The organism is Paraburkholderia sp. SIMBA_053 (genome assembly GCF_046534895.1).
Taxonomy (GTDB): domain Bacteria; phylum Pseudomonadota; class Gammaproteobacteria; order Burkholderiales; family Burkholderiaceae; genus Paraburkholderia; species Paraburkholderia caledonica.
The window spans coordinates 162592-189259 of the sequence record NZ_JAWRXU010000012.1; the positions used below are offsets into that span (position 1 = coordinate 162592).

Genomic DNA, 26668 nt, shown 5'->3' on the forward strand with positions numbered 1-26668 from the left:
CTCTTGCGAGCGCAGCGGCCCTAAGCCTTCGCGCCCGCCTCAAAAACCACTGCTACTTCGCGACGATCACGCCCTGCGCCTGCTGGTGGAAATCGTCGAAAAACTTGTACTCGCCGGGTTCCAGCGGAGCGATCACGACGAAAGAATCCGCGCCCGGCGCGAGGACTTTTTCCTTGCGCAACTGGACGCTTTCGAACTCGGCGGCGCCCTTGCCGGTATTGCGCACCTCGATCTTGATACGCTGCCCCGCCGGCACTTCGATGCGGGCCGGATTCAGCTTGCCGTCGTTCATTTCGAGCTTGAACGTGGGCAGATCGGCTGCATGCGCCGCGCCCGCCAGCAAAATCGACGAGGCAAGCACAGCGATCTTTCGGTTGATTCTCATTGGCGTTTCCAGAAAACGCGGCGCGAGGCGTGGAGTCCGCGCGCCGCCTGCTGCATTCATTCACCTGTCACAGCGTGCTCGCATATTGCCAGGTGACGAGTTGCGACGATCGTGGAGATCAGTACCCGCCCTTCTTGCCGATGCCGGCGAACGTAAAGTCGTATTCAAGCGTGATCGGCTTGAACCACGGACCCACGCCGGTTTCCTTGTCGACGTGGCGACCAAACGCCATGTGGCCGGTTTGCATCGGCGCTTCGACGATCATCTTCAGGTGATACTTGCCAGGGCCTTGCAGCTTCACGTTGTCGCCGTAGTGCGGGCCGTCGTTGGCGACCATCGCCATCATGTCGCCCTTCTGCGTCTCTTTCGAACCGGCTTTAGTCAGTTCGTAGCGCACCTGCAGATACGGCATCCAGTCGCCTTCCGCGAAGCCTGTCGGATTATTCTTGACTGCGTGGATGTCCGCTTCGAGGTGGATGTCCGAATCCGACGCCTTGCGCATCATGCCTTCCGGCTCCATCGTGATCGGCTGCAGATACACCGCGCCAATTTCCATGCCGCCCTGAATCTGCTGCTTGCCGATCGGATATTCGGCGGCCGTTGCCGAAAGAGCCGCCACCGCCGCAGCCGTGGCAATGCCGCCACGCACAAATGAAGAAATCCGCATTGAAACTCCTTGTTTTTATCAGACTCGATTTGATCCCATTGGAACAGTGCGTCGGGCGACGAACCGAAGCAGATCGCATAATTGAACGTTAATGCGAACCATTCTCAATATTGGTCGAGTTTATCATCTCTCGCCTGCTGGAACAAATACGGACGCACGCCGAGCCTTATGCCAGCAGGGGCTTAAGGATGTCTTAAGAAACAGGGTGTGGGCGTAAAGCGGCGGGTAGTTTCCTGCGGGCAATTCCCTTTACGGTCTCGTCCGCGTACCGGCAAAAAGAAGCGCGGCACATTGCCGCGCCCTTTGCGCTAGAACCACGCTGCATCTTCGCTGCATGGTCCTGCCGATTTAGTCGACGCCCGAGACGTGGTCGCCGACATTCGCCCCGAACACGCGCTGACGCAGCAACGCCAGCTGGTCGCGCGTTTGCGCGGCCTTCTCGAACTCGAGGTTTTTCGCGTGCTCCATCATCTGTTTTTCGAGGCGCTTGAGCTCCTTGGCAAGCTGCTTTTCGGACATGTCCTCGAATTTGGCGCGCGTCTGCTGTTCCTTCAGCTCGGCGCGGGCGTCGTCGACGTTGTACACGCCGTCGATAATGTCGCGGATGCGCTTCACCACGCCGCGCGGCGTAATACCGCGTTCGAGGTTGAACGCAATCTGCTTGGCGCGCCGCCGCTCGGTCTCGTCAATGGCGCGGCGCATTGAATCCGTCACCTTGTCCGCATACAGAATGGCCTTGCCGTTCACGTTGCGCGCCGCCCGGCCGATGGTCTGAATCAGCGAGCGTTCGGCGCGCAGAAAGCCTTCCTTGTCCGCGTCGAGAATCGCGACGAGCGACACTTCGGGAATATCCAGACCTTCGCGCAGCAGGTTGATACCGACGAGCACGTCGAAAGTGCCGAGCCGCAAGTCGCGGATGATCTCGACGCGCTCCACCGTGTCGATGTCGCTATGCAGATAGCGCACCTTGACACCATGGTCGCTGAGAAACTCCGTCAATTGCTCGGCCATGCGCTTGGTCAGTACGGTCACCAGCACGCGATCGCCCGCCTTGACGCGCTCGTTGATTTCGGCGAGCACGTCGTCGACCTGGCTGCGCGCGGGCCGCACCTCGATTTCCGGATCGACGAGGCCGGTCGGACGCACGAGCTGCTCCGCAACCTGACCCGAGGTCTTTTTTTCGTAATCTGCCGGCGTGGCCGACACGAACACGACCTGGCGCATCTTGCGCTCGAACTCGTTGAATTTCAGCGGCCGGTTGTCCAGCGCGGAAGGCAGACGGAAACCGTAGTCCACCAGGTTTTCCTTGCGCGCCCGGTCGCCGTTGTACATGCCGTTCAGCTGGCCGATCAGCACGTGCGATTCGTCGAGCAGCATGATGGCGTCCGACGGCAGGTAATCGACCAGCGTGGGCGGCGGCTCGCCGGGCGCCGCGCCCGAAAAGTGCCGCGAATAATTCTCGATGCCCTTGCAGAAACCGAGCTCCTGCAGCATCTCCAGGTCGAACCGGGTGCGCTGTTCGAGCCGTTGTGCTTCGACCAGCTTGCCTTCGCTATAGAAGAATTCCAGCCGCTCGCGCAGTTCGGCCTTGATCGTTTCGACCGCGCGCACGACGGTGTCGCGCGGCGTCACGTAATGCGACGACGGATAGACGGTAAAACGCGGAATTTTCTGACGCACCCGTCCGGTGAGCGGGTCGAAGAGTTGCAACGTTTCGACTTCGTCGTCGAATAATTCCACACGCACCGCCATTTCCGCGTGTTCGGCCGGGAAGATGTCGATGGTATCGCCTCGGACGCGGAACGAGCCGCGCTGGAAGTCCGCCTCGTTGCGGTTGTACTGCATCGCGATGAGCCGCGCGATGATGTCGCGCTGGCCGAGCTTGTCGCCCGTGCGCAGCGTGAGAATCATCTGGTGGTATTCGGACGGATTACCGATGCCGTAAATAGCCGACACGGTCGCGACAATCACCACGTCGCGCCGCTCCATCAGGCTTTTCGTGGCCGACAGGCGCATCTGCTCGATGTGTTCGTTGATCGACGAGTCTTTCTCGATGAACAGGTCGCGCTGCGGCACGTAGGCTTCCGGCTGATAGTAGTCGTAGTACGAAACGAAGTACTCGACCGCATTGCGCGGAAAGAACTCGCGGAATTCCGAGTAAAGCTGCGCAGCGAGCGTCTTGTTCGGCGCGAACACGATGGCCGGACGGCCGAGCCGCGCGATCGTGTTGGCCATCGTGAAGGTCTTGCCCGACCCCGTCACGCCGAGCAGCGTCTGGAACGAGAGGCCGTCCTCGACGCCTTCGACGAGCGTCTCGATCGCCGTTGGCTGGTCGCCGGCAGGCGGATAGGGCTGATAAAGCTGGAACGGCGAGCCTTCGAAGCGGACGAATCGGGATTCGTCGAGCGCGTCGTCGGCTTCGGTCAAATGTTGTTCGGACATGGGGGCGGCAGCGGCCTTGGGCAAAAAACTATTCTAACGGGTTGCATCGAGATGGACCGGCGACGGACCAAGCGGATCTGCGTAGGCTGGCAGCGCTGAGTGATGCGGGCGGTTTTAGACATTTAGCGACGGCCTGCCCGTTTTTCAAGCAAATAAGTCCGCCAAGGGGGTTTTCGTCCGAAAAACGTTCGTATATTCGTTACAATGCGAAGTTGCGCTCGCTTGCGGCTGTCCGCGTTCTGCATCATCCGGCGTTTGCGTTTTGCATGAAACGCAGTCGGCACGGTCGCGCATGCTCGTAGCTGCCCTCTTTTCACTACTGCTGCCCATCCACCATGTCTCTGTTCTCCGCCGTCGAACTTGCTCCCCGCGACCCGATTCTGGGCCTGAACGAAGCCTTCAACGCCGACACGCGCCCCACCAAAGTCAACCTCGGCGTTGGCGTGTATTTCAACGAAGAAGGCAAGATTCCGCTGCTGCGCGCCGTGCGCGACGCGGAGAAGGCACGTGTCGAAGCCGCGTTGCCGCGCGGCTATCTGCCTATCGAAGGCATTGCCGCCTACGACGCAGCCGTGCAAAAGCTGCTGCTCGGCAACGATTCGCCGCTGATCGCCGCGGGCCGCGTCGTGACGGCGCAAGCACTGGGCGGCACGGGCGCGCTGAAGATCGGCGCGGACTTCCTGAAGCGTCTGAACCCCAGCGCCAAGGTCGCGATCAGCGACCCGAGCTGGGAAAACCACCGCGCACTGTTCGAAGCCGCGGGCTTCGAAGTCGTGTCGTATCCGTATTACGACGCGCACACTCACGGCGTCAATTTCGACGGCATGCTGAGCGCGCTGAACAGCTACGCAGCGGGCACGGTTGTCGTGTTGCACGCATGCTGCCATAACCCGACGGGCGTGGATCTGACCGTCGACCAATGGAAACAGATCGTCGATGTCGTCAAGGCGCGCAATCTGGTGCCGTTCCTCGACATCGCCTATCAGGGCTTTGGCGACAACATCGAAGCGGACGCAGCGGCCGTGCGACTCTTCGCGGCCTCCGAACTGAACGTGTTCGTCTCGTCGTCGTTCTCCAAGTCGTTCTCGCTGTACGGGGAGCGTATCGGCGCGCTGTCCATCATCACGGGCAGCAAGGAAGAAGCTACTCGCGTGCTGTCGCAACTCAAGCGCGTGATCCGAACGAACTACTCGAACCCGCCGACGCATGGCGGCTCGGTGGTCGCCGCGGTGCTCGCGTCGCCGGAACTGCGTGCCACGTGGGAAACGGAACTCGCGGGGATGCGTGACCGGATTCGCGCAATGCGCAATGGCCTCGTCGAACGCCTGAAGGCAAGCGGCGTGGATCGCGACTTCAGCTTCGTGAATGCGCAGCGCGGCATGTTCTCGTACTCAGGCCTGACCGCGCCGCAAGTGGATCGTCTGCGCGAAGAGTTCGGCATTTACGCTGTCAGCACGGGCCGCATTTGCGTCGCTGCATTGAATACGCGCAACCTCGACGTGGTAGCCAACGCGATTGCCCACGTGTTGAAGTAAAGGGTTCAAGGCGCGCGATCCCGCGCGCTCTGGTTGATTCGGTTGAAGCCGAATGTGAAAACGGCGCCCCTTTGAGGGCGCCGTTCTCGTTTCTGGACTCCGCGTTGGCGGATGGTGTCAGCGCGAGTCGCGATGAATGTCGTGCGTGACGAAGCCCGCGTCGTTATCCGGCATGGCAAGCCAATCCGGCTGCGAAAGCGAATGGCGGATATCTGCCAGTCCGCTTTCCCAGTGCTCCCGCATGGTCGAGAGGCCAAACTGGAAGTCCTTGTAGTGCCCTTCGTATTCTTTTTGCCTGTAGATGAGATGAATCACGTTGTAGCGCTTCGAGCACGACAGGTCTTCAGCCAGCTTGCACCATGGATCGTCGCGCTGGTCCGGCGAGACCCGGTCCAGCACCTCGCGCAGCACGTGCCGGAAACGCTGTGAGCGTTGCAGCATGTCGGTCACAAGACGCGTGCGGCTCGAATATTGAATGTCTTTCATGCGCCCCTGCACGTCGGTGATGTTGTCGGGCACCGGCCCGATCGCGCTCCACAGATCGACCTGGAACGCCAGCGTGTCGCGCCGCGGCGTGGTTTGAATCACCTCGTAGAGCGGCGTGTTCGACATCAAGCCGCCGTCCCAGTAATACTGGCCGTCGATTTCCACAGCAGCAAAGCCGGGCGGCAAAGCACCGGATGCCATGAAGTGCTCAGCCCTCAGCGTGGTCTGCGTGTTGTCGAAGTACGCAAAATTCCCCGTGCCGCAATTGACGGCGCCCACGGACACGCGCATTTCCCGCGAGTTGATGCGGTCGAAGTCGCACAGACTTTCCAACGTCGCTTTAAGCGGCGCGGTGTCGTAGTAGCTGGCCGCTTGAGGCGGTCCCGACACGGTCGGCAAAGGCGGCGGAAAGCGCGGCACGAAGAAGCCCTTCTGCCCTTCCACGAGCGCGCCAACGGCCTGTGTTGCCGTGAAAGCTTTACGCACTGCGTCGCTCGAATTGAAGAACGCGTGCTCGATAAAAGCGGGCAACGGTAGACCGAATGCGGGCTGGCAGATGGTTTCCCAGAATTGCAGCAGCCGTTCGACCCGCTTTTCGGGCGGATTGCCGGCGATGATCGCCGTATTCAACGCGCCGATAGAAATGCCTGCCAGCCAGTTCGGCTCGACGCCTGCTTCATGAAGCCCCTGAAAAACGCCGGCCTGATATGCGCCCAGCGCGCCGCCACCCTGCAGTGTGAGCGCGATGGTTTCATAGGCGGGCAATTGCACACGCTTGCCGCGGGCCGACGCAGACGCCGCGCTGGCGCCTGCGCCTTCCTCATTACCGGCCGCGCCGACGCGAGCCCGTTTGAGATTGCGTTGCGCCATGCGCACCTCCTTATTGCATGTACCAGCCGTGACTTACGATAAACGATTGGCCCGTCAGTGCAGCGGTGGGGAAAGTCGACAGGAACAGGACGGTTTGCGCGACGTCTTCCACCGTGGTGAAAATGCCGTCGACCGTACCGCCCAGCATGACGCGCTTGACCACTTCTTCTTCGCTGATGTTCAGTTCCTTCGCCTGCTCCGGAATCTGCTTGTCGACGAGCGGCGTACGCACGAAACCCGGACACACGACGTGCGAGCGCACATTGTGTTTCGCGCCTTCCTTGGCGAGCACGCGAGCGAGACCGAGTAGCGCATGCTTGGCCGTCACGTAGGCGGACTTGAGCGGCGACGCCTCATGCGAGTGAACCGAGCCCATGTAGATCACGATGCCGCCGCGATCGTCCTTGTACATGTGCTTGAGCGCCGCCTTCGTGGTCAGGAACGCCCCGTCCACGTGAATGGCTTGCATCTTCTTCCAGTCGGAAAACGAGTAGTTTTCAATCGGATTGACGATCTGAATGCCGGCATTGGAAATGAGGATGTCGACCGAACCGAGCTCTGCCGCCACTTTGTCGATGCCCTGGTTCACCGCGTCTTCGTTGGTGACGTCCATGGCGATGCCGATTGCCTTGCCCCCGCCCTTCGTAATTTCTTCAGCGACGGCATTCGCGCCGTCCTGGTTCAGGTCGGCAATTGCGACAGCGGCGCCCGCAGCCGAAAGGGTCAACGCAATCTGCTTGCCGATGCCGCTCGCCGCGCCGGTGACGACCGCGACCTTGCCATTCAGATTTGTGTTCAGTGACGACATCCAGAACCTCCATGCAGTTGATGAGCAATGAGACCACGAGCCGCGCGCAGCGAGAAGTAGACCGAATGGCATAGGCGCGCATAGGCACTGTCCTATACCGTTCGGCCGATGTTGCACTGCGGCCAATGCTGCTATTGTGCATGAACCGTGTGGAATCGATCGGTAAAAAGCACGCCCCGGCTTATCTATTTAAACTAGGCGTTCTGGCAGGATTCCGGTCGCTTCACTATCGAGGAGAATTGCATGAATTATCGGCGTCTAGGCCGCTCGGGACTGCAGGTCAGCGAGTTGTCCATCGGCTCGTGGGTTACGTACGGCAATCAGGTCGACCATCGCGCGGCGCGTGAATCGCTCGCTGCCGCGCGCGATGCGGGGGTCAATTTCTTCGACAACGCGGAGGTGTACGCAGGCGGCAAGTCGGAAGAAATCATGGGCCAGGCGCTCAAGGAACTGGCATGGCCACGCGTGAGCTACGTCGTGTCGACGAAATTCTTCTGGGGGCTCGAAGAAGCGCCCAATCAGTACCACACGCTGAACCGCAAATATCTGCTGAACGCAATCGACTCGTCGCTCAAGCGTCTGCAACTCGACTATGTCGATCTGGTCTTCTGCCATCGGCCAGACCCGAACACACCCGTCGAGGAAACCGTATGGGCAATGAGCGACATGATCACACGCGGCAAAGCCTTGTACTGGGGCACGTCCGAGTGGAGCGCCGACGAAATCCGCGCCGCTTATGACATCGCGGAGCGGCACCATCTGCATAGGCCGGTCATGGAACAGCCGCAGTACAACCTGTTTCACCGCAAGCGCGTCGAACAGGAATACAAGCGTCTCTACGAAGATATCGGTCTCGGTCTGACTACCTGGAGCCCGCTCGCGTCCGGCCTGCTCACCGGCAAGTATCGCAACGGCGTGCCTGCCGACAGCCGCGCCCAGTTGCAGGGCTACGACTGGCTGCGCAAACAGGTTACCGACGCAGGCAAAAACAATGTGGTCGGCAAGCTCGGCGAAGTAGCCGACGAACTGGGCTGCACCGTCGGCCAGCTTGCGATTGCATGGATTCTCAAGAACCCGCATGTCAGCACGGTGATTACAGGCGCGTCGCGCGTCGAGCAGATTAGCGAGAATATGAAATCCGCTGAGGTCGCCGAGCAGATCACGCCGGAGATCAAGGAGAGAATCGAAGGTATTTTCGGAGACGTGTACGACTAACGCCGCTCTGTCGGACGTCTGGGTACGGCCGCGGCAAGATTGTGGCCGTGGTCCCAGTCGTGGTGGTAGTCGCGCAGGGTACCGCGCAATCCGACAACGCGCACGGCAGCACCGCCGCAACTCACGGCGCCGCGAGCGGCGTCGCGTACAATACGCGACCGCGCGGCACATCGGCGTTCTGTGCCGGCGTGCCGCCGCAATGCATCCGCATCGTCGACTCCAGCCTGGAACGGCGCGCCCTCTTTCTGCATCTCCTCATCATGCTCAGCTATCGCCACGCCTTTCATGCAGGCAACCACGCCGACGTTCTCAAACACGCGGTCTTGTTGCAGCTATTGCGCTACCTCGGTCAGAAGGACAAGGCCTACTGGTATATCGACACGCATGCCGGCGCGGGCGTCTATTCGCTGCAGGAAGGCTATGCTGTCAAGACCGGCGAGTTTCAGACAGGCATCGCCAGGCTGTGGGAGCGCAACGATCTCCCGTCGCTCTTCTCCGACTATGTCGATGAAGTCGCCGCGCTCAATCCCGACGGCCAGTTGCGCTTCTATCCCGGCTCGCCGTATATCGCCTGGCGCCAGATGCGCGAGCAGGACCGTATGCGTTTATTCGAGTTGCACACCACTGAGATCGACGTGCTGCGTCACAACTTTCGCGATGCGGGCCGTCGCGCGATGCTGTACGCGGGCGACGGTTTCGACGGCATTCTCGCACTGCTCCCGCCAGCGCCGCGCCGCGCGCTGATACTGCTCGATCCTTCGTATGAGGACAAGCGCGACTACACGCGCACGCTGCGGTGCGTCGAAGAGAGCCTGAAGCGCTTCCCCACCGGTACCTACGCGGTCTGGTATCCGCAAGTGAAGCGCCTCGAATCGCAACGCTTTCCCGACCAGTTGAAAAAGCTGCAGGAGCGCAACTGGCTGCACGTCAGCCTCACAGTGAGCAGTCCGCCCACGGACGGATTCGGGCTTTATGGCAGCGGCATGTTCATCCTGAATCCGCCGTACACGCTGCCGAAGCTGCTGAAGGACCAGATGCCCTGGCTGGTCAAAGCGCTCGGTGAGGACAAGGCCGCGCAGTTCAAGGTCGAATACCGCGGCGATTGACGCCGGGGGAGGCCGCGCATAGTCGAATAGCGCGCCCTCGCCACGCTGTTACTTGAGTTGTGCCGCGGCCTTGCGGGCGAAGTCGTTGGTATACGTCGCGTTCAGGTCGATCTTTTTCGGATCGAGCCGATTATCGAACGACGCCAGTGCGCGCAACGAAGTCTCCGGGCCGTCGGCGGGCATCAGGCCATCTGGCGAATAAGCGTCCCGCACATTGTGGAACGCCTCGACATAGAGCGACGAGTCGTTGAGCAGATAGGCCGGCGGCACCATCTTCAGCAGATCGGCATCGCTCGCGGTCTGCAGCCAGTGATCCGCACGCACGATAGCATTGGCGAGCGCCTGCGTCGTCTTCGGGTACTTCTGAATAAAACTCTCCGACGCATAGAGTGTGGCCGCCGGCATCGTTCCGCCGAACACTTCCTGCGTACCTTTCACGGTGCGCGTATCCACCAGCACCTTGATTGCGCCGCCGCGTGTGAGCTTCGTCATCATCGGATCGACGTTGGATAGCGCGTCGATCTGACCGTTGCTCACTGCCGCGAGCACCGTTGCGCCGCTGCCTACACCGATCGCCGCAATGTCGCTTCTCTGCACGCCGGCCTTGCGCAAGGCGACAGTCAGCACGAGATCGGTCGATGACCCCGGCGCGCTCACGCCGACCTTTGCGCCTTTGAAATCGGCAAGCGTCTTGATCTTGTCTGCCTTCGACGTCAATACGGCAACGACGATCTGCGGCGCGCGGCCCATCAACGCAAAAGCCCGGTAGCGTTGCCCCTTCGCCTGCATGAATAGTGTGTGCTCGAATGCCCCGGCGCCGATATCCGCGCTGCCGCCCACTACTGCTTCGAGTGCTTTGGAACCGCCCGCGAAGTCTTCGAGCGTGACCTCGAGACCCTCGTCCTTGAAATAGCCCAACTGCTGGGCCGTGAGCACCGGCAAGTAGTAAAGACCCGGCAGACCGCCAACGGCCATTGTCAAAGCCGGCTTTTCGGGGACGTCTTTCGCGGACGCCACGCCGTGAAGTGCGACAACGGCGAACAACGTGGCGCAAACGGCGGCACGCCGCATCCAGTGATTGGGCATTTGACGTCTCCTTTTTGTATGTTCTCGTTCAATCTGGTTGCCGGCCGCCCGTGTGGGCGCCATCGGCGCGACTTTGCGGCAGAGACCGCTTGAGGATTGTCGTCGCCCGACTGGTGGCGCGCCATGCGCCCAAACCCGAATGGCCGGGCGCGGGCGCGCAAATCCGCTGCGCCGCGTCTCGCGCGGACGTCTGGGCAGCAAGCTACGAACAGGATCGGCGCGAGTCGGCTATTGCGGACGCGGAGCGGGCCGAGGCACGGGATAAGGTTGAGGATACGGCTGAGGGTACGGTTGAGGTTGCGGTGCGACACCACCGCCGCCGACGGGCAACTGGATATACGGCGCGACGACGATCGGCACAGACGAATTCGGCGCCAGTTCGGTAGGCGTAGCGATAGGTTGTGCTTCGACGATGGGTTGCCGCGACAGCGGCGCTGTCTGCAGGACGGTTCCGCTCTGCCCGTCGCTGATTCCATTCTGCGAGTCGAGGATCACAGGCTTGCGGCTATTGCTCGATGCAGCAGACGCGCTCGACACGGCGCAAGCCGTGGCAAACAAAACTGCAATGGCGGTCAGAGAAAATTTGAACGATTGGGTCGAAGACATGGGGCGGACCGGTTGAGCCGCGAAGGCCGGATTGCGCTGAAAAACGCCTTACCTTACCGCGACGCGGACTTGGCCGCTAGTCGATATTCGCCATCTCGAGCTTTGTGACGCCTTGAGGACAACGCGGCGCCCAGATGTGACAAAGCCCCGCAAAAGACGGGGCTCACACTTAACAGCTACTTCTGAACTACTGTGGCGGCAAAAGACGCTCGCCTAAAAACTTACAGCGAATAGCCGTTGGCTTCGAGCGAGCGGATGCGCTGTTCGAGCTGGACGATATCCGACGACGAAGCCAGATACGCTTCACGGCGGTCGCGCTCTGCAGTTTCAAACCAGGTGCTCAGTTTTTCAAGGACGTATGCAAACATGATGTTCTCCAAGGATCAGATTGAATCCCCGGTGGATCGGGCATCAGGGATTTCCCGTAAAAGGGTTAACCCGGATTATAGGCTGATGGTGCAACCGCGCCAGTGAAATGCTCGCATGATGTGCATTCCAAAATGGAATGACGCACTCCCTAGGTGCATAAAGCACGTTGATTTGATTGAAAGGCAGAAACGCCCGTAGACCAAAAAGTATGAGATAGACTCCCTTGATGCACCAATTATGTGCGGGAAGCAACGAATCGCCTGCCCGCAGCGCTACACGCTAACGTCCGCCTTCGAAAGCCCCTTGCAAGCGTTCCCGCTCTCCGCCGAAACCATGCCTGCGTCCGCAAGCCCCTCGATAATCGGACATTCCGGACGATCGTCGCCGTGACAATGGTTGGCAAGATGCGCCAGCGTGTCGCGCATATCGGTGAGTTCGGCGATGCGCCGATCGAGTTCGGCCACGTGGTCCAGCGCGATTGCCTTCACTTCGGCACTCGCGCGCGTGCGGTCGTGCCACAGCGCGAGCAGCCGCCGGATGTCTTCCACAAGAAAGCCCAGTCGACGCGCCCGGCGAATGAAGCGCAGTGAATGCACCTCCTGCGGACCGTAGACGCGATAGCCGGCAGTCGTACGGGATTTCGCCGCGAGCAAGCCGACGCTTTCGTAGTAGCGAATCATTTTCGCCGTGACGCCCGACGCGCGGGCCGCTTCACCAATGTTCATCACTGTTTCCCCACTCAATGCGTCGATCGTACACCTTCCCATGATGGGAAGGTCAGTCACCTAAATCTGGTCGGGAAGGCATAATTCAATCATCGCAACCGACATTTCCCCGAGGCAATTCCGATGAAAACCGAATTCCAGGTTGAAGGCATGAGCTGCCAGCATTGTGTTGCGGCAGTCACCAACGCTATTCGCGAGCACGACGAAGCCGCGCAAGTGCAGGTAGATCTCGCGGCGGGCCGGGTCGCGGTCGAGTCGACGCAATCGGTCGACGCTTTGAAAGCCGCGATCGACGAGGCCGGCTACACGGTCAAAGGCGTGTCGCCCAGCGCAGCGAGTTAAGGGGAACGCGGATCATGTTCAAGGTCGCAGTCATAGGAGCGTCTGGCCTGCTCGGTCGCGCTGTCGTCGACGAACTGGCGGCTCAGCCGGCCTGGCAAGTCGTCGGCACTGCCTTCAGCCGGCCAATGCCGAACACCGTCACGCTCGATGTCCGGGATCCGCGGGCAGTCGAGCAGTTTGTCGAGCGCGAAGCGCCGGATGCGCTCGTGATTGCCGCCGCCGAGCGTCGGCCGGATGTGTGCGAGCGTCAGCCGGAAGTGGCCCGCGCGCTCAATGTGGATGCCGTGCGCGCGATCGCCGCCGCCGCGCATCGGCGAGGCGCGTGGACGCTGTCGATTTCCACCGATTACGTTTTCGACGGCACTCATCCGCCCTATCGGCCGGATTCCGCACCGGCGCCGCTCAATGCATATGGGCGCAGCAAGCTGGACGGCGAGCAGGCGTTGACCGACACGACCGACCTGGGCTGCGTGCTGCGCTTGCCGCTGCTGTACGGGCCGATTGTCGATTGGTCGGAATCCGCCGTGACGAGTCTCGTGCCGGCCATTGCCGCGTCGGCATCGGCGCAGGGCCAGGCGGCCAACATGGACGCATGGGCGATCCGCTATCCGACCTTCACGCCGGACGTCGCGTTTGTGATCCGGCAGATGCTCGAGCGTCACGCCGCGGGTGACGCGATTCGCGGCATCGTGCAATGGTCGGGCGACGAACCGATGACCAAGTACGAGATCGCCATGCGCCTCGCGCAAGCGCTGCAACTCGACGCGCGGCTCGTGCCGCAACACACGCCGGCCGATGCGACGCCGCGTCCGCATAATTGCCACCTGGCGTCGGACCGGCTGGAGCAACTCGGGATCGGCCGCCGCACGCCGTTCGATATGGCGATACGCGAGGTGTTGGCCGCCTTTCCGTGGCGCGGCGATACATCCGCCTGAACCGGATGCGCTGAACGTTGACGACCGCTCGAAGCGCACCAACGTCTCAGCAAAAATTCCTGCTAACGGAATGCAGCCCGCCCAGCAGATGCGACATATCGACGAGCCGTTGTGCCACCAGATGCCGGACCTCGCCCTGGCATTGCCATACTCCATACACAGCCAGCAGCGACGCACTGAGCGCTTCCTTGCGTTGCTTCTCGAGCAGGCTTGGCCACACGATGACGTTCACGTTGCCCGTTTCGTCTTCGATCGTCACGAACACCACGCCTTTCGCGGTGCCGGGACGCTGCCGCACGGTGACGAGACCGCAGCCTCGCGCAAGCCGGCCGTCGCGATAAGTGCGCAGCGTCGCAGCCGGCATCAACCGGTTTGCAAGCAACTGCGGGCGTAACAGTTCCAGCGGATGGCGCCCGAGCGTCAGACCCACTGAGCGGTAATCCGCAACGATGTCGTGTGCTTCGGAGGGCGCGCCGAGTTCGGGCGTTTCGTCCTCGACGGCCGCGATTGCAAGCATGTCCTTGTCCGGCACGGCAGCGACCGACTGCCAGAGCGCCTCGCGCCGGTTGCCGGCAAGCGAGACCAGCGCATTGGCGTCCGCCAGGATATGCAGGTCCCGGCGATCGAGCGCCGCGCGACGCGCGAGGTCTTTCGCGCTTGCGAACGGGCGCACCGCACGCGCATTCTCAATCCGCTCGGCTGTGCCTTCCTTCATGCCACGTAGCAGCGACAGGCCCAGACGCACCGCAGGCCGTGCGGCATCCGCAATACGCTCAAGAGACGAGTTCCACCCACTGATAGTCACATCGACTGGCAGTACGCTGACACCATGCCGTTGCGCGTCCTGCACGAGTTGCGATGGCGAGTAGAAGCCCATGGGCTGGCTGTTGAGCATGGCGGCCAGAAATGCCTCGGGTTCATGGCATTTGAGCCAGCTGCTCGCATACACGAGCAGCGCGAAACTCGCGGCATGACTCTCCGGAAAACCATATTCGCCAAAACCTTTTATCTGTTCGAAGATGGCTTCCGCAAACGCAAGGTCATAGCCCCGCTCCTGCATGCCGAGCACAATGCGGTCATAGTATTTGCCGAGACCACCCTTGCGTTTCCACGCCGCCATTGCGCGCCGCAACTGGTCGGCCTCGCCCGCCGTAAAGCCCGCGGCGAGAATCGCGACCTGCATCACCTGCTCCTGAAAAATCGGCACACCGAGCGTGCGGCCCAGCGCGGTCTCCAAATCCTTGCTCGGATAGGTGACCGGCTCAAAGCCCTGGCGACGGCGCAGATAAGGATGAACCGCACCACCCTGAATCGGACCCGGCCGCACGATGGCCACTTCGATCACCAGGTCGTAGAACGTCCGAGGCCGCATACGCGGCAGCATCGACATCTGTGCGCGCGACTCGATCTGGAAGACGCCCACCGTGTCGGCGGCGGAAATCATGTCGTAGGTTGCATCGTCTTCTGAGGGAATGTCCTGCATCTCGAAGCGCTCGCCGCGCTGCTCCGACACGAGGTCGAGCGTGCGCCGAATGGCCGACAGCATGCCGAGCGCAAGCACGTCGATCTTGAGCAGCCCCAGCGATTCGAGGTCGTCCTTGTCCCATTGGATGACGCTGCGCTCTGCCATCGCGGCGTTCTCAACGGGAACGAGGCGCGTGAGCTTGCCCCGGCTGATGACGAACCCGCCCGAATGCTGCGACAGATGCCGCGGAAAACCATACAGTTGCGCGGCGAGCGTGGCCCACGCGCGGATGAGCGGCGTTTGCGGGTTCAGCCCGCATTCCTCGAAGCGCTTCAGCAGGTCCGCACTGTTATCGAACCAGTGATGCGACTTGGCAACCGCATCGACTATCTGCATATCGACACCGAGCGCCTTACCCGTTTCGCGCAAGACGCCACGCGCACGATACGTCGAGACCGCAGCGGCAATCGCCGCGCGGTCGCGACCGTACTTGCGATAGATGTACTGAATCACTTCTTCGCGCCGCTGATGCTCGAAGTCGACGTCGATGTCAGGCGGCTCCCCACGCTCTTTCGAGATGAAGCGCTCGAAAAGCATGTTGCCGCGCGCGGGGTCGACTTCCGTCACGCCGAGGCAATAGCAGACAGCCGAATTGGCCGCCGATCCGCGTCCCTGACACAGAATGTGCTGACTGCGCGCAAAGCGGACCAGGTCGTAGACCGTCAGGAAGTACGGTTCATATTGCAGGTCGGCAATCAGTTCAAGCTCGTGCTCGATCTGCTCCTGCACGTGGTGCGGAATGCCCGACGGAAAGCGCCGTTGCGCGCCGATGTACGTCTCCTGCCGGAGATAGGCAGTCGGCGTGAAGCCAGGCGGTATCAGTTCGTCGGGATACTCGTAGCGCAGTTCGTCGAGCGAGAAGGTGCAGCGCGCGGCGATGTCGACTGTCGCGGCAAGTGCCTCCGGCGAATACAGATTGGCCAGCCGCAGCCGCGAGCGCAGGTGCTGCTCCGCATTCGGCGCAAGCTCGTATCCGCATTCATGAACCGGCTTGCCGACGCGAATGGCGGTTATCGTGTCCTGCAGCGGTTTTCTTGAACGCACGTGCATGACCACTTCGCCGAGTGCGACCACCGGCACGTCCCGGTTGCGCGCGACGAATTCGACCGCGCCGCGGTGAATGTCGTCCATCGCCCGCTGATGAAGCACGAGGCCCACCCACGCGCGAGCGGGAAAGGTCTCGTCCAGCCATTCGACCTGGGCATCGAGCACATCTTCTTTTGCCGGGAAGGTCGGCACGAGAATGGCCAGGCAGTCCGGCAGGCCCAGCAGGTGCCGGTATTCCTTCTCCGGTCGCGACAGGTCCTGCGGCGTGAGCCGGTATTCGCCCTTCGGCGCGCGTGTACGCGCCAGCGTGATGAGTTCGGACAGATTGCCGTAGCCCTCGCGATTTTTCGCCAGCAGGATGAGTCCGAATGCCGGCGAGCCGTCGGCGTTCACCAGACGAAAGTAGGAGCCGACGATAAACGGCAGCTTCGCTTCTTTCGCCGCGACATGCGCGCGCACCACACCGGCAAGCGAGCACTCGTCGGTAATGGCAAGCGCCGAGTAGCCCAGTTGCCCGGCGCGCTCAGCGAGTTCCTCGGCGTGCGACGCGCCACGCAGAAACGAAAAATTGGAGAGGCAGAAAAGCTCGGCATACGCCGGCAGCATGCTGAAGGTGGCATCCATGGCGCGTCATCCGAAAAGGCCATGAAGGAACCACCGCTGGTCTTCTTCGGCGTCGCGGCTGCTGACACGTTCGCGGTAAATCCAGTAGCAGCTCTGGTCGTCGGCCTGAGCGACGAAGTAGTCGCGCGTCACGAGTTCGCCGTCGAACCAGCCCGCCTCGATACGCTCCCCCGGCGACACCATGCGCAGCGGCGAGCCATAGAACGGACGATGCTGGCGCATTATCAAGCGCACCGGCGTATCGAGCATCCACGTGGGCCTCGGCAAGCCTTCCGGTATGACTGCGGGCCTCACCGGTTGCGTCACCGGCACCCAGCAGTTGGCGACTTCCGGCCGATGGTCGGGGCTCGGCGCGGGCCGCAGCACGTTCTCGTCACCCAGCCGCGCGACCAGCAGTTCGAGTAGCCGTGCATGATCTTCCTTTGAGCCGCCGGGCTCGGGAAAAAGCGTATCGGAAGCCGGCGCAGCGGACTCCACTTTCGAGGCATCCAGACGCAATGCGATAACCGGCGCGGTGAGCTCGATGCGATGCAAGCGCTCCTTCAGCAGCCTCACCAGGTGTTCTTCACGCCACGTTGGCTCCCCGAGGGCAATGTCGATGGTGGTGGGTTCAATGGCGTCGCGCCCCCGCTCGTGCTCCAGCAACAAACGTATTGCGGTAACCGCCAACTGCTTTGCGCAGAGCCAGCCGCACAACTGCACGATCAGCCGATGCGCGCCGAACACGGCGCCGTCCGCATGTTCGAGCCGGTCGGGCATTTCGATGCGCGCGGAAAACGTGGGCGGCAGTTCGAGCCAGTCGAAGAGTTCCGGCGCGGTGCCGAATGCGCGGTCGAGCGAATCGAGCAGGTGTTCTCCGCAGCGCCGCTGCAACCCGGCGCGCGGCAGCCGGCGAATGTCGGCGATGGTTTCGCAGCCGAGCCCCGCGAACCAGTCGGCGAACTCGCGCACCTCGGGGACCGCGATCATGGGCAGCGCGGCGAGGCGCTGCTCGAGCGTGGACAGCTTCAGCACGCGCCGCGCGCCCCGCCCCTTCGCATATCGCGCCAGTAGCCACGCGCCCTGGCCGGTCGGCGCGGCGCTCACGCGCGCGGTGAGACCGAGCGTGGCAAGCAGCGCCTTTGCCTCGCGGCACAGCGCAAGCAGTCCGCCAAAGAGGCGCAGGCTCGCGCCTATTTCCACGACGACGGTCGCTTCATCGAGCAGCGCGACTTCGGGCGAAAAGCGCATTAGCGCCACGCCGACCTCGCGTTGTGCGGACTGCTCGCGGGCGAAGTCGCGTTCGTGCATGTCCGTCTCGGGCGACAGCGTGAGCACGCCACCGCGTTTCATGCCGAGCCTCACTCCGGCCGCGCGCGCGACGCTGTCCGCAATCACGACCTTGTCCTTCTCGAGCACGACACTGCCGTGAGCGGGCTCAGGCGACCACTTCGGCCTGAAAACTTCGAGCGGCAACTTCGGCAGGTGAACGGCGAGGAAGACGCGCATGTCGTGACAGCAGAACAGGAGTGGGTTGAAGGGGAATCGACAGGGGCTCCGCGCGCGAGGGCCCTCGTCGTTTCACGATGTCGACGGTCAGGCCGTCGGCAGATGGTTTGAGCGCCAGCCGCAATAGCGCCGGCGACGCGTCCTGAGCACTCGCAAGCGGCCGCACCATGACGAAAAGTGTCTCCGACGACTGCGCCGCCAGATGCAGGCGCCGAAGCGACGAAGCCTGCGCATACTGCGCCCAGAAAATCAGCGCACCGCAACTGCCGGCACGCAGAATCTGTTCTGCCGACCACAATGCGTCCGCCGTTTTCTGCGCCTTGACGCGCAGCACCTGCTCAAGCGACAAGCCGATATAGCTGAGCCCGAGGCCGTCCGGTGTATGCGGGGGCTGGACGAACGCAATGGGCCGGTTGCCCGCTGCACTGAGCGCCGGGCGTAGCAGTCGCAGTTCGCCTACACCCGGCTGCTGCACGAGCAGGTCGACCAGTGCGCCCACTGGCCAGCCGCCACCGGGCAGTTCAGCCGATAGCGCCGGATAGCCGGTGTCGACCACCTGCCCCCGGCCGCGCGCAAGCTGGGACGCCCGCCACAGGGACGGGTGTATCGCTTCGGGCGGTGGAGAAGAGGCAGTCATGGACGAAAAAACCTGTATGGATGTACAGTATCCTACACGGATTTTCGCGACGGGGAAAAGGCACTTTTTTTGGGAGCGAATAGAGGAACAGGTCTGCGCCCAAACTCATGGGGCATCCATTCCAGAGAAAACGCCATACAGCAGGCACTTCCCGACGCACACCGCCATTGGGGCGATGTGCGGTCTGAATCTCAATGAACGGGCTCAAGCGTTGGGATCAAACCCGATCCAGATTCGCCGAAGCAAACGCCCAGTTCAAATGACGCGACACGGTCGCGACCAGGTAATCCGGCCGGCGATTCTGATAATCGAGGTAATAGGCGTGCTCCCACACATCCACCGTCAACAGCGGCACCTGACCGCGCGTGAACGGGGTTTCCGCATTGCTCGTCTTCACCACCGCGAGTTCGCCTCGATCGACCACCAGCCATCCCCAGCCGCTGCCGAATTGCGACGCCGAAGTGGCCACCAATGCTTTGGTCAACGCTTCCGTGGAGCCGAACTTGCGCTGGATCGCCGCCTGCAGCTTCTCGCTCGGCGCGCTCGCATCCGGACTGAGCGAGTTCCAGTAGAAATTGTGATTCCACGCCTGCGCTGCGTTGTTGAACACGTCGACGAGCGCCGGCTGATCGTGCGACTGCATGATCAGCTCTTCGAGCGACGCATTGGCGAGCGGCGTGCCGGCCAGCAGCTTGTGCAGATTGTCGAAGTACGCACGATGATGTTTGCCGTAGTGAATCCCGATCGTACGCGCCGAGATAACCGGTTCGAGCGCGTTGTCCGCCCACGGCAACGGCGGCAGAGTTTGCGGCGACGCGCCGAGATACGCCGGCACCCCACGCGAGCTTGCAGCCGTTGTAGCGGCCTGCGTGCTCGCGCCGAATGACATCTTCGAAAGCAGCACACCGACTGACGCCAGCGATCCGGTTGCCATCAGACGACGGCGCGACAAAGACGATTTGAGCATGGTTGAAATCCCCAGTAATGTGGCGCGGCGCTCATGATGTCCGCCGCACTCACACAACATTCCACGCTATCTGGCTATTCCATCGCGGCGGGGAATTATTTGCCCGCTTCTAACGGGACGATTGGGACGATCCGGAGCCTTGCGGCGCGTCGCTCTGCTGCTTCGCTTCGGTCTTCTGCTTCGTGTCGATCTTCTGCTTCGTGTCGATCTGCTGCTTCGCTTCGGTCTTCTGCTTCGCGTCGTTCCGCTGATTCAAAACGCGCTTCTGCTTCGCATGGACCTTCTGCTTCGCAGCGAGCTTCTGCTCGAAGAGCGGCTTGCCGAATTCGAACGCCTTCGTGTAATCCGCCGTGTCCGGTTCGTCGTCTGTCGGCGAGCGCGGGATGTTGTCGGTTCTGCCACTCGTTACCGGACGTATGTCGAGCTTCAGACCGGACACCTGGCGCTTGACAGTATCCGCGACCTCGCCGATGACAGCGGGCGTCACAGCACCCATCGGCTCGACCCCGTGTGTCGCGAACTGCGTGCGCAAGCCACTATCGGGCGTGAGAAACAGCGGACCTGCGGGGACCTTTTGCTCTTCGTCCTGATATTCCGTCAGCTCGTCGCGGTCGTTGAACCACAAGACGCAACCAAGGCACGGCGGCTTGGAACCCGCGGCGCGACCTTCCTTCAACATCTCGGGATAGTCCTTTTCGATCGTCAGCCTCACACTGATCTCGGCGTGGTGCCGGGACGGGTTGTCGGTCACGGTCAGGACGACATCGGGATTTTCGCCGAGCCAGTTGAACAGCTTCTGCGCGCGGCGCAGCTTGTCGTCTGTATTGAGCGACGGCGAAGCGCCGCTTTGCGGCGCAGTACGAAGTTTTTCGGCAATGAATTCGCCGAGATGGTCCCTGAGCCTGGCTGCATCGCCGTAACGCCTCTGGAGCTTCTCGTTCGCTTCGCCATTGTTCATCGACATCACAATGCGATTGCTCGCACGGGACGCAACGGCCTGCAACTCGGTTCCGTGCAACTTCGGATTCCCGTCCAGAATGAAGCCCGCGAGTCGCGTCGAAGTCCGTTGACTATCGGAGTCATTCGTCGAGTATTTCCACTGCTCCGCAACGTCTTCTGGCGCGACCTTCGGGGCGCCGCCCTGGGTCTGCAAGCTCCACGCACGAAGTCCGCCGGACTTCACAGCGCCGGTTATCTGCTCGTGGAGCAACTGCGCGTTGTCGTCGGGCTCGATGCGCGGCCCGGACTTCGACGCCCGTACTTTAAGCGGCCCAGGTGGCCCGTTGCTTTTATCCGGCAAATTTGCCAGCGCCGCCGACGGCTCGCGCGCACTGCGCGGCTTCGCTCCTGACGACTGCGCAAGCGGTCTGTCACCGGCCGCTTTATCCGTCACCTCACCGGTCGCATTAGCGTTCGCATTAGTGGCCGCACTACTGTTCGCCCGCCCGTCGGGCACCCTGTGATCCAAGGGAATCCCTTTCAGCATCGTCTTTCTCCAATCCGCGTGATCTCGCGGTGCATCGCTTTATCAGGCCGCGCCCGGAAGATTCAAATCGTCCTTGTGATCGTCGTACTCGGTTCCGGCGACTTCCTTCGCCCCGTCCTTGGCGATCTGCTTGCCTGCTTCCTTCGCGGCCGTTTTGTTGATCACACCTTTGTTGGCCTGATACGCCGCGTTCAGTGCCGCCGACTCCGCGCCCTTGAGCGCCGTGCCCGCACCCGGCACGGTCAGCGCGCCGAGGGCCGCGCCGCCCACATCGAAGCCGGCCTTGATGCCGGCCTGCTTCATGTCGCCGCCTTCGAGCGCGGTGTCGGCGAGTTCGTAGCCGCTCGAAAGCGCCTGCGCGCCAACCGAGCCCGCTGCCGCCAGCTGGCTGATAAGCGGAATCTTGAGATCGGCGATCACGCCGAGCACCTTCGACACAACACCCTCGATCTTCGAGGCGATCGTGAGGAGTCCGTGCAGGAAGTCCTGGAACTGGCCGCCCTTCTTTGCCTTCGTGTCCGGCTGGTCGGCTTCGCCGTCCTGCATCGCGGCGACTGCGCTCGCGTCCTCCGCGCTCGACGGCGCCTGAGTCGCGTAGGTCGGCGCGGGCGTTTTGTTCATCGTCGAGGTGAATTTGTCGAAGTCCTTTTTCGAAATCTTGCCGTCGTCGGCGGCGTGGAAAAACGAGCCGCTATTGCCGTGCAGCGCGTTGTCCATCATGCCGAACAGCATCGGATCGTTGAGCAGCTGCTTCGCGGCTTTCGCGACGTCGGGGTTCGGATCGTTCGACAAGCTCTTGAGCTTGTCCCGCGTGAGGTTGCCGTCCTTGAAGAACGCGTCGGAATTCGCCTGCATCGTTTTCACGGTGGCGGTTTCGTCTGCATTCAATTCGACGTTCGATGAAATTGCGTCTTCCAGCTTGCCGCGTTTGACCTTGCCGTCGGCGTTGCCTGCGAGCTTCTGCCAGTCGTCCGGATGATCGAGGTAATACTGGGCAGCCGCGATCACTTGAGGCGGGCGCTTGCCCTCGCTGCCCGTTCCGTCGACGATCTGCTGCAACGAGTCCTTCGTCACCGGGTCGGGCAGGTTGTCGGAATAGCGGTACAGCTCGCGCTCGGCGTCGTTAGCGGTCATGGGGCGGCCCTGCTTCGCGCCGCTGGTGTCGTCCGACGGAATGTAGTTCTTCTCGAACGAACTGGCCTGCTTCTGGTTCATCGCGATCAACGTGGGCGAGTTCGAAAGCGCTTTCACGTCGCCGCCACTGAACTTGCCGTCCGTCTTGCCGTTCTTGCCCGAGTCCAGCATCTGCTGCAAGCCGGGATCGTTCTTTACCGTTTGCAATGCCGCCTTCAGATCGGGCGGCGTTTTCGGATCGTTGATCTTCTTGTCGAGATCCGAGAACTTGAGCGTGCCGAGTTCGCCCTCGTGACGCTGCAACACGTTGAGCGCGTTTGCACGATCCGGCGACGCGGCCAGTTGCTGGTCCGCGAGCGTGCGCTTTATGTCGCCTGCGATGAACTTGCCGTCCGACTTGCCGTTCAACGCGCCGTCGAGTTGCTTCTGCAAGTCGGGATCGTTCTTCAGCGATTGCAGCGCCTGCTTCAGGTCGGGCGGCGTCTTCGGATCGTCGATCTTCTTGTCGAGATCGGAGAAGCTCATCGTGCCCAGTTCCTTCGAGTGCGCGTCGAGCACGCTCAACGTGTTCGAGCGCTGTTGGGCGAGTTGCTGAGCCTGCTGTTCTTCCGGCGTGGGTGCGGGCGATGCCGGGGACGCGCTCGCGTCGGCGTCGGCCGCCGCTGTATTGGCAGGCTCGGGCTGCGCGGCGACGGGCGCGGCCGCGCCGCTGTCATCGCCGGCAGCGTCGGCGCGCTGACCGTCCGCCGGTTGCATCGCATTGCGCAACATGGGTCCGCTCGCATTCGGCGGAGCGCCGCCCGCTTGCGCGAGATTGCGCAGCACGAGTCCACGCGGCACGGTCTGGCCGTCAGGGGCGCCAGGCGCCTTGCCTCCAGCCGACGACGCATGCTTCAAACCCGTCAGCATCGCGCTGAACAATGCCTGCATTTCCGCCGAACCGGCGTCCTGCGTGTCGGCCGGCGCGCCGTTTCTCAGCGCCGCCGCTTCGGGCGTGCCGACATCGCTCGCGGTGTTGGCCTGCAGCGGCGTGGTTTGCGTCAGTACGCGCATATTCATTGTTAGCTTTCCTTGATGATTTCGGGTTATTGGCCGGACTTGCCCGCACCGCGAACAAGCAGTTCGATTCGCCGCGCGACGTTCGCGGACATTGGCGGCAGATGCTGGCGTGCAAAAGCCGCCTGCAACGCTTCATACTGTCTTCGCAGCGCCGCCGCCCGCGTCTGAAGCGCGGGGCGCAGTTGCAGCGTGATTTCGAACGCGTACGAAGCGTCCGCGGACAATTGGCCGTCCAGATAAGACATCAGCAGCAACTCACTTGCATACATAGCGCCGTTCCAGGTCGGACCGAAATAGCGGGATTGGCAAGCGCCGGCCGCTCAGCCCCGCTGCCGTCCCGACTGCGTTGCCGCGCGGCGAGACCGTTACGCCAGAATCGTCGAAAGATTCGCAAGCCGCGACGCCATCTGCGGATCGCTTGGATGCTCGAACGCGTCGGAAAACGCCTCGGTCGCGGCTTGCGGCGTCTTCGCGTTCTTCACCGCGTCGATCGCGCCGCGTTGTGTCGTTTCCAGTTCCTGCTTGAGGAAGCCGTAGTTGGCGGCCTGGCTCGACGGATCGAGCGGCGGCTTCTGGCTTGCCGCGAAGTCAAGCAGACCTTGCTTGCGCGAGCCGCCCCACTGCGCGATTCCGTAGCCGTTGGCGTTGTCGTCGGCCATGTTGCCGCTCGGCTTGCCGATCGCGCCGCCCTGGTTGATGCCGGAGTTCATACCCCCGCTCTCATGCCACAGATTCGCGACGACGCCGGCCGCCTGGTCCTTCGTCAGCCCGAAGTCTTTCTGCAAATTGGCCATGTAGGCGTCAGCAACCTGCTTGCTTTGTGCAGGCGTGTTTGCAGTGGTTTGCGGCGCGGTGCTGAGACCGGTGCTGCCGCCATTCGACGATGCACCCGCTGCACCCGATGCACCCGCTGCGCTCGCGGCGGAATCAGCGGCAGGCGCGGCAGACGACGCACCGCCGGAAGCCGCGGGCGCTGAAGCCCCGGCCTGGCCCGCTCCGCCTCCATGCGCAGCGCCAAGCCCCGCCAACACATGATGCCCGCCGTGATGCCCGCCGGTCCCCGCCATGCCCGAACCCTGATCCTGAGCGTCGTCGCTTTGCTTGAGCAATGCGAGCAGATCCTGCATGAACTTCGCGACGTCGTTGACCTGGCCATCCTGGCCCGCGCCGTTGCTGCCCGCACTGCTCGCGGAATTGCCGCCGTCGAGCAGGTTGGCGATATCGCGCAGCAGATTGCTGACGTCCGAGCCGTGCGAACGATCGTTGTCGGCATTAGGTAATCTGTTTGTCGACGTGCCGACGAAGTAATTACCGCTCGCTGTAGATATGGGATTCATGGCGTTCTCTTCTCTCGATGAGTGACAGACGCGTGACGCTCGACAGCGCCGCGTTTGCATCAAGATAGATTTCCCTCGCACGCTGTTGCGTAGCGCGTGCGAAGCCGCATGCAGTGCGCCGAACCTGCGCGCCCGCAATCTGAAAATCGCCTGCTTCGAGACGGCCCGAGGCGATCCTAGGCGACTTGCGACGCGCGCTTCGCACGGCCGTGGTGCCGCTTCGCGTTACGTCATGCGCGAACGCTGGCAATGGGTATGGTGGAGTTCTCCATGTGAATCGCTCATCTTGAGCAACGCTGTCATGTTCATTCGCCGATTTTGTGTTTCTTGTGCCTCTTGTGCCTCTTGTGCCTCTTGTGCCTCTTGTGCCTCTTGTGCCTCTTGTGCCTCTTGTGCCGTCCATTGCGCTTCGTTGTTCACCGGCGCAGCCCTCTTGATGACGTTTTCGGTTTCGACGCAAGCAGCCACCGGGTTCGTGCGTGTCGATGCACAGTACGACGCCGTGGCGGAGCGGCATCGCAAGGAACGGTTGCGCGAGGAACGGTTGTGGGAAGAACGTCAGCAGGACGCGCGCCGTCAGCAGGCAATTCACGACGACTATCGTCAACGCAGTGAACGCGCGCAACGCGCTCACGCCGCGAGCGAACGCGGGCAACTGGATTGACGCCGCCCATGTGCCTTCTAAAACCGCGCATTGCCGGCGCCGCCGTTTGTTCGCTCGTCATGTTTGCAGCGGCGCCCGCATATGCCGATTGTTTCGACGAAGCCGCCGCGTATCAGCACGTCAATCCGACTATCCTGCGTGCAATCGCCTGGCAGGAATCACACTATCGTGCGGACGCGGTTCACAAGAACGCAAACGGCTCGATCGACTACGGTCTCATGCAAATCAATTCGATCCACCTGAGCGCGTTAGCGCGCTACGGAATCGGTCAGCAAGCGTTGATGACGCCGTGCAAGAACGTCTACATTGCCGCATGGCAATTGCGCCGGCAGGTCGTCAAATACGGCAATACGTGGGCCGCCGTTGGCGCGTATCACTCGGCGACGCCCGCATTACGCGACGACTACGCGCGTCGCATCGCCGCTATCGTCGAGCGGTGGAGCATCGGATCGGCATCGGCATCGGTATCGGGAATGCCGGCGCCTTGACGTGCCGTCATGCGTCGAGCATGCGCTAAAGCCGCGGTTGCACATGGCCCACTTCGTGGCAAAGCACGACGCTTCGTGCGATCCGCTTGTCGCAGCGGGCCGCGTCGCACAATGCAAATGAACGCACCACGCGAATCGTTTGTTCCTTCTTCTCTGTGAAACCAGCATGCCGACCATTCAATGCAGCGCCACCGTACTCGACGCTTTCCTATCCGTATTTTCGGGCGGCATGCGCATCGGAGCGCAGGCCGATCTCGACGACATGTTGCTCGCGTTGCGAACGTGGCAGCCCGATTCGCCGCTCGCCGACGTACTCGAAGCGCGTCTGCATATCAGCCGCACGGACTGGCGAGAAGCGGCACAACTGCTGCGTCAGGTGAGCGACCGGCACGCGGGTTTGCCGATCGTATCGGCGTTGCACGGCTTGTGTCTCTTCATGCTGCGCGACGACGAATGGCGGCGTCTCGGCGCGCAGGTGCTGGAGAGCGGCAATCAGACAGCGATCGCTATCGTCGGGCGGTTTCTCGGCGTGACGATCGAGCCGGGCGCGCACCCGTCGCTTCTCGCCGAGCGTGTGACTGAAGCCGTGCACGCCTGAAGCACCGGGAAAATGCCGGTGTGACGCATATCGCGCA

26 protein-coding genes are annotated in these 26668 nt (G+C 62.2%); 8 read left to right on the forward strand and 18 right to left on the reverse strand.

All coding sequences use genetic code 11. The annotated features are described in order from the left end of the window. Positions 1-52: 52 nt before the first annotated feature. From SB753_RS27485 to uvrB, 3 genes are all read right to left on the reverse strand, one after another. Positions 53-385, reverse strand: coding sequence for a cupredoxin domain-containing protein (locus SB753_RS27485; RefSeq protein WP_020069983.1), 333 nt, complete (start codon positions 383-385; stop codon positions 53-55). A gap of 118 nt (positions 386-503) precedes the next feature. Next, on the reverse strand, positions 504-1052 hold the full coding sequence (locus SB753_RS27490; RefSeq protein WP_087751669.1) for an iron transporter: 549 nt from the start codon (positions 1050-1052) through the stop codon (positions 504-506). A 348-nt stretch (positions 1053-1400) separates the two neighbouring features. After that, complete coding sequence (uvrB, locus tag SB753_RS27495; RefSeq protein ID WP_310359419.1) at positions 1401-3494, reverse strand: excinuclease ABC subunit UvrB; 2094 nt, start codon at positions 3492-3494, stop codon at positions 1401-1403. 335 nt (positions 3495-3829) lie between these two features. Between uvrB and SB753_RS27500 the strand changes: the two genes are divergently transcribed. Next, the gene (locus tag SB753_RS27500) at positions 3830-5029 is read left to right on the forward strand and encodes an amino acid aminotransferase (protein ID WP_410802852.1); all 1200 of its coding nucleotides are present in this window, start codon (positions 3830-3832) and stop codon (positions 5027-5029) included. A 117-nt stretch (positions 5030-5146) separates the two neighbouring features. On the opposite strand, the gene SB753_RS27505 is transcribed toward SB753_RS27500, so the two are convergent. Both SB753_RS27505 and SB753_RS27510 read right to left on the reverse strand, forming a co-directional pair. Then, positions 5147-6385, reverse strand: a complete 1239-nt coding sequence (locus SB753_RS27505) for a DUF3734 domain-containing protein (protein WP_020069987.1) — start codon at positions 6383-6385, stop codon at positions 5147-5149. A gap of 10 nt (positions 6386-6395) precedes the next feature. Then, complete coding sequence (locus SB753_RS27510) at positions 6396-7193, reverse strand: 3-hydroxybutyrate dehydrogenase (RefSeq protein WP_013587820.1); 798 nt, start codon at positions 7191-7193, stop codon at positions 6396-6398. Between the two features lie 243 nt (positions 7194-7436). On the opposite strand from SB753_RS27510, the gene SB753_RS27515 reads away from it, so the two are divergent. Then, entirely contained in the window at positions 7437-8408 is a 972-nt protein-coding gene (locus SB753_RS27515; protein WP_410802854.1) for a potassium channel beta subunit family protein, read from the forward strand. A gap of 260 nt (positions 8409-8668) precedes the next feature. Further along, positions 8669-9514 carry a 23S rRNA (adenine(2030)-N(6))-methyltransferase RlmJ gene (locus tag SB753_RS27520; RefSeq protein ID WP_410802914.1) on the forward strand — a complete coding sequence of 282 codons (846 nt, stop codon included), beginning with the start codon at positions 8669-8671 and terminating at the stop codon, positions 9512-9514. A gap of 48 nt (positions 9515-9562) precedes the next feature. On the opposite strand, the gene SB753_RS27525 is transcribed toward SB753_RS27520, so the two are convergent. From SB753_RS27525 to cueR, 4 genes are all read right to left on the reverse strand, one after another. Next, positions 9563-10600 (reverse strand): ABC transporter substrate-binding protein, encoded by a 1038-nt coding sequence (locus SB753_RS27525; RefSeq protein ID WP_408417409.1) that lies wholly within the window; start codon positions 10598-10600, stop codon positions 9563-9565. A gap of 228 nt (positions 10601-10828) precedes the next feature. After that, on the reverse strand, positions 10829-11206 hold the full coding sequence (locus SB753_RS27530) for a hypothetical protein (RefSeq protein ID WP_410802856.1): 378 nt from the start codon (positions 11204-11206) through the stop codon (positions 10829-10831). A 221-nt stretch (positions 11207-11427) separates the two neighbouring features. Then, the gene (locus tag SB753_RS27535; protein ID WP_020069992.1) at positions 11428-11574 is read right to left on the reverse strand and encodes a DUF3563 family protein; all 147 of its coding nucleotides are present in this window, start codon (positions 11572-11574) and stop codon (positions 11428-11430) included. Between the two features lie 273 nt (positions 11575-11847). After that, entirely contained in the window at positions 11848-12300 is a 453-nt protein-coding gene (gene cueR, locus SB753_RS27540; RefSeq protein ID WP_408493011.1) for a Cu(I)-responsive transcriptional regulator, read from the reverse strand. A gap of 123 nt (positions 12301-12423) precedes the next feature. Here cueR and SB753_RS27545 point away from each other — a divergent pair, with 123 nt between their 5' ends. Together SB753_RS27545 and SB753_RS27550 are read left to right on the forward strand one after the other, a co-directional pair. Next, on the forward strand, positions 12424-12642 hold the full coding sequence (locus SB753_RS27545) for a heavy-metal-associated domain-containing protein (protein WP_020069994.1): 219 nt from the start codon (positions 12424-12426) through the stop codon (positions 12640-12642). 14 nt (positions 12643-12656) lie between these two features. Then, the gene (locus tag SB753_RS27550) at positions 12657-13577 is read left to right on the forward strand and encodes a dTDP-4-dehydrorhamnose reductase family protein (RefSeq protein ID WP_410802858.1); all 921 of its coding nucleotides are present in this window, start codon (positions 12657-12659) and stop codon (positions 13575-13577) included. A 46-nt stretch (positions 13578-13623) separates the two neighbouring features. On the opposite strand, the gene SB753_RS27555 is transcribed toward SB753_RS27550, so the two are convergent. The 9 genes from SB753_RS27555 to SB753_RS27595 form a co-directional block, all read right to left on the reverse strand. Then, positions 13624-16773 carry an error-prone DNA polymerase gene (locus SB753_RS27555; RefSeq protein WP_408476028.1) on the reverse strand — a complete coding sequence of 1050 codons (3150 nt, stop codon included), beginning with the start codon at positions 16771-16773 and terminating at the stop codon, positions 13624-13626. A gap of 6 nt (positions 16774-16779) precedes the next feature. Then, positions 16780-18261 carry a Y-family DNA polymerase gene (locus SB753_RS27560; protein ID WP_410802860.1) on the reverse strand — a complete coding sequence of 494 codons (1482 nt, stop codon included), beginning with the start codon at positions 18259-18261 and terminating at the stop codon, positions 16780-16782. Next, complete coding sequence (imuA, locus tag SB753_RS27565; RefSeq protein ID WP_027779232.1) at positions 18191-18898, reverse strand: translesion DNA synthesis-associated protein ImuA; 708 nt, start codon at positions 18896-18898, stop codon at positions 18191-18193. The genes SB753_RS27560 and imuA overlap by 71 nt, the downstream gene beginning before the upstream one ends. A gap of 217 nt (positions 18899-19115) precedes the next feature. After that, on the reverse strand, positions 19116-19865 hold the full coding sequence (locus SB753_RS27570; protein WP_087751660.1) for a superoxide dismutase: 750 nt from the start codon (positions 19863-19865) through the stop codon (positions 19116-19118). 109 nt (positions 19866-19974) lie between these two features. Continuing rightward, positions 19975-21351, reverse strand: a complete 1377-nt coding sequence (locus SB753_RS27575) for a hypothetical protein (protein ID WP_410802862.1) — start codon at positions 21349-21351, stop codon at positions 19975-19977. 42 nt (positions 21352-21393) lie between these two features. After that, positions 21394-23544 (reverse strand): HrpF/NolX family T3SS translocon protein, encoded by a 2151-nt coding sequence (locus SB753_RS27580; protein ID WP_410802864.1) that lies wholly within the window; start codon positions 23542-23544, stop codon positions 21394-21396. A gap of 26 nt (positions 23545-23570) precedes the next feature. After that, positions 23571-23813 (reverse strand): anti-sigma factor family protein, encoded by a 243-nt coding sequence (locus SB753_RS27585; protein ID WP_020070002.1) that lies wholly within the window; start codon positions 23811-23813, stop codon positions 23571-23573. A 96-nt stretch (positions 23814-23909) separates the two neighbouring features. After that, a complete protein-coding gene (locus tag SB753_RS27590) occupies positions 23910-24881 on the reverse strand; it encodes a phage tail tip lysozyme (protein ID WP_410802866.1) in 972 nt (323 codons plus the stop codon). Between the two features lie 225 nt (positions 24882-25106). Further along, positions 25107-25301 carry a hypothetical protein gene (locus tag SB753_RS27595; RefSeq protein WP_410802868.1) on the reverse strand — a complete coding sequence of 65 codons (195 nt, stop codon included), beginning with the start codon at positions 25299-25301 and terminating at the stop codon, positions 25107-25109. A gap of 16 nt (positions 25302-25317) precedes the next feature. Between SB753_RS27595 and SB753_RS27600 the strand changes: the two genes are divergently transcribed. From SB753_RS27600 to SB753_RS27610, 3 genes are all read left to right on the forward strand, one after another. After that, positions 25318-25545: a hypothetical protein gene (locus tag SB753_RS27600; RefSeq protein ID WP_410802870.1), complete on the forward strand. Its 228-nt coding sequence runs from the start codon at positions 25318-25320 to the stop codon at positions 25543-25545. A gap of 8 nt (positions 25546-25553) precedes the next feature. After that, a complete protein-coding gene (locus SB753_RS27605) occupies positions 25554-26033 on the forward strand; it encodes a lytic transglycosylase domain-containing protein (protein ID WP_410802872.1) in 480 nt (159 codons plus the stop codon). 166 nt (positions 26034-26199) lie between these two features. Further along, complete coding sequence (locus SB753_RS27610) at positions 26200-26631, forward strand: HrpB1 family type III secretion system apparatus protein (RefSeq protein ID WP_088175036.1); 432 nt, start codon at positions 26200-26202, stop codon at positions 26629-26631. Positions 26632-26668: the final 37 nt, after the last annotated feature.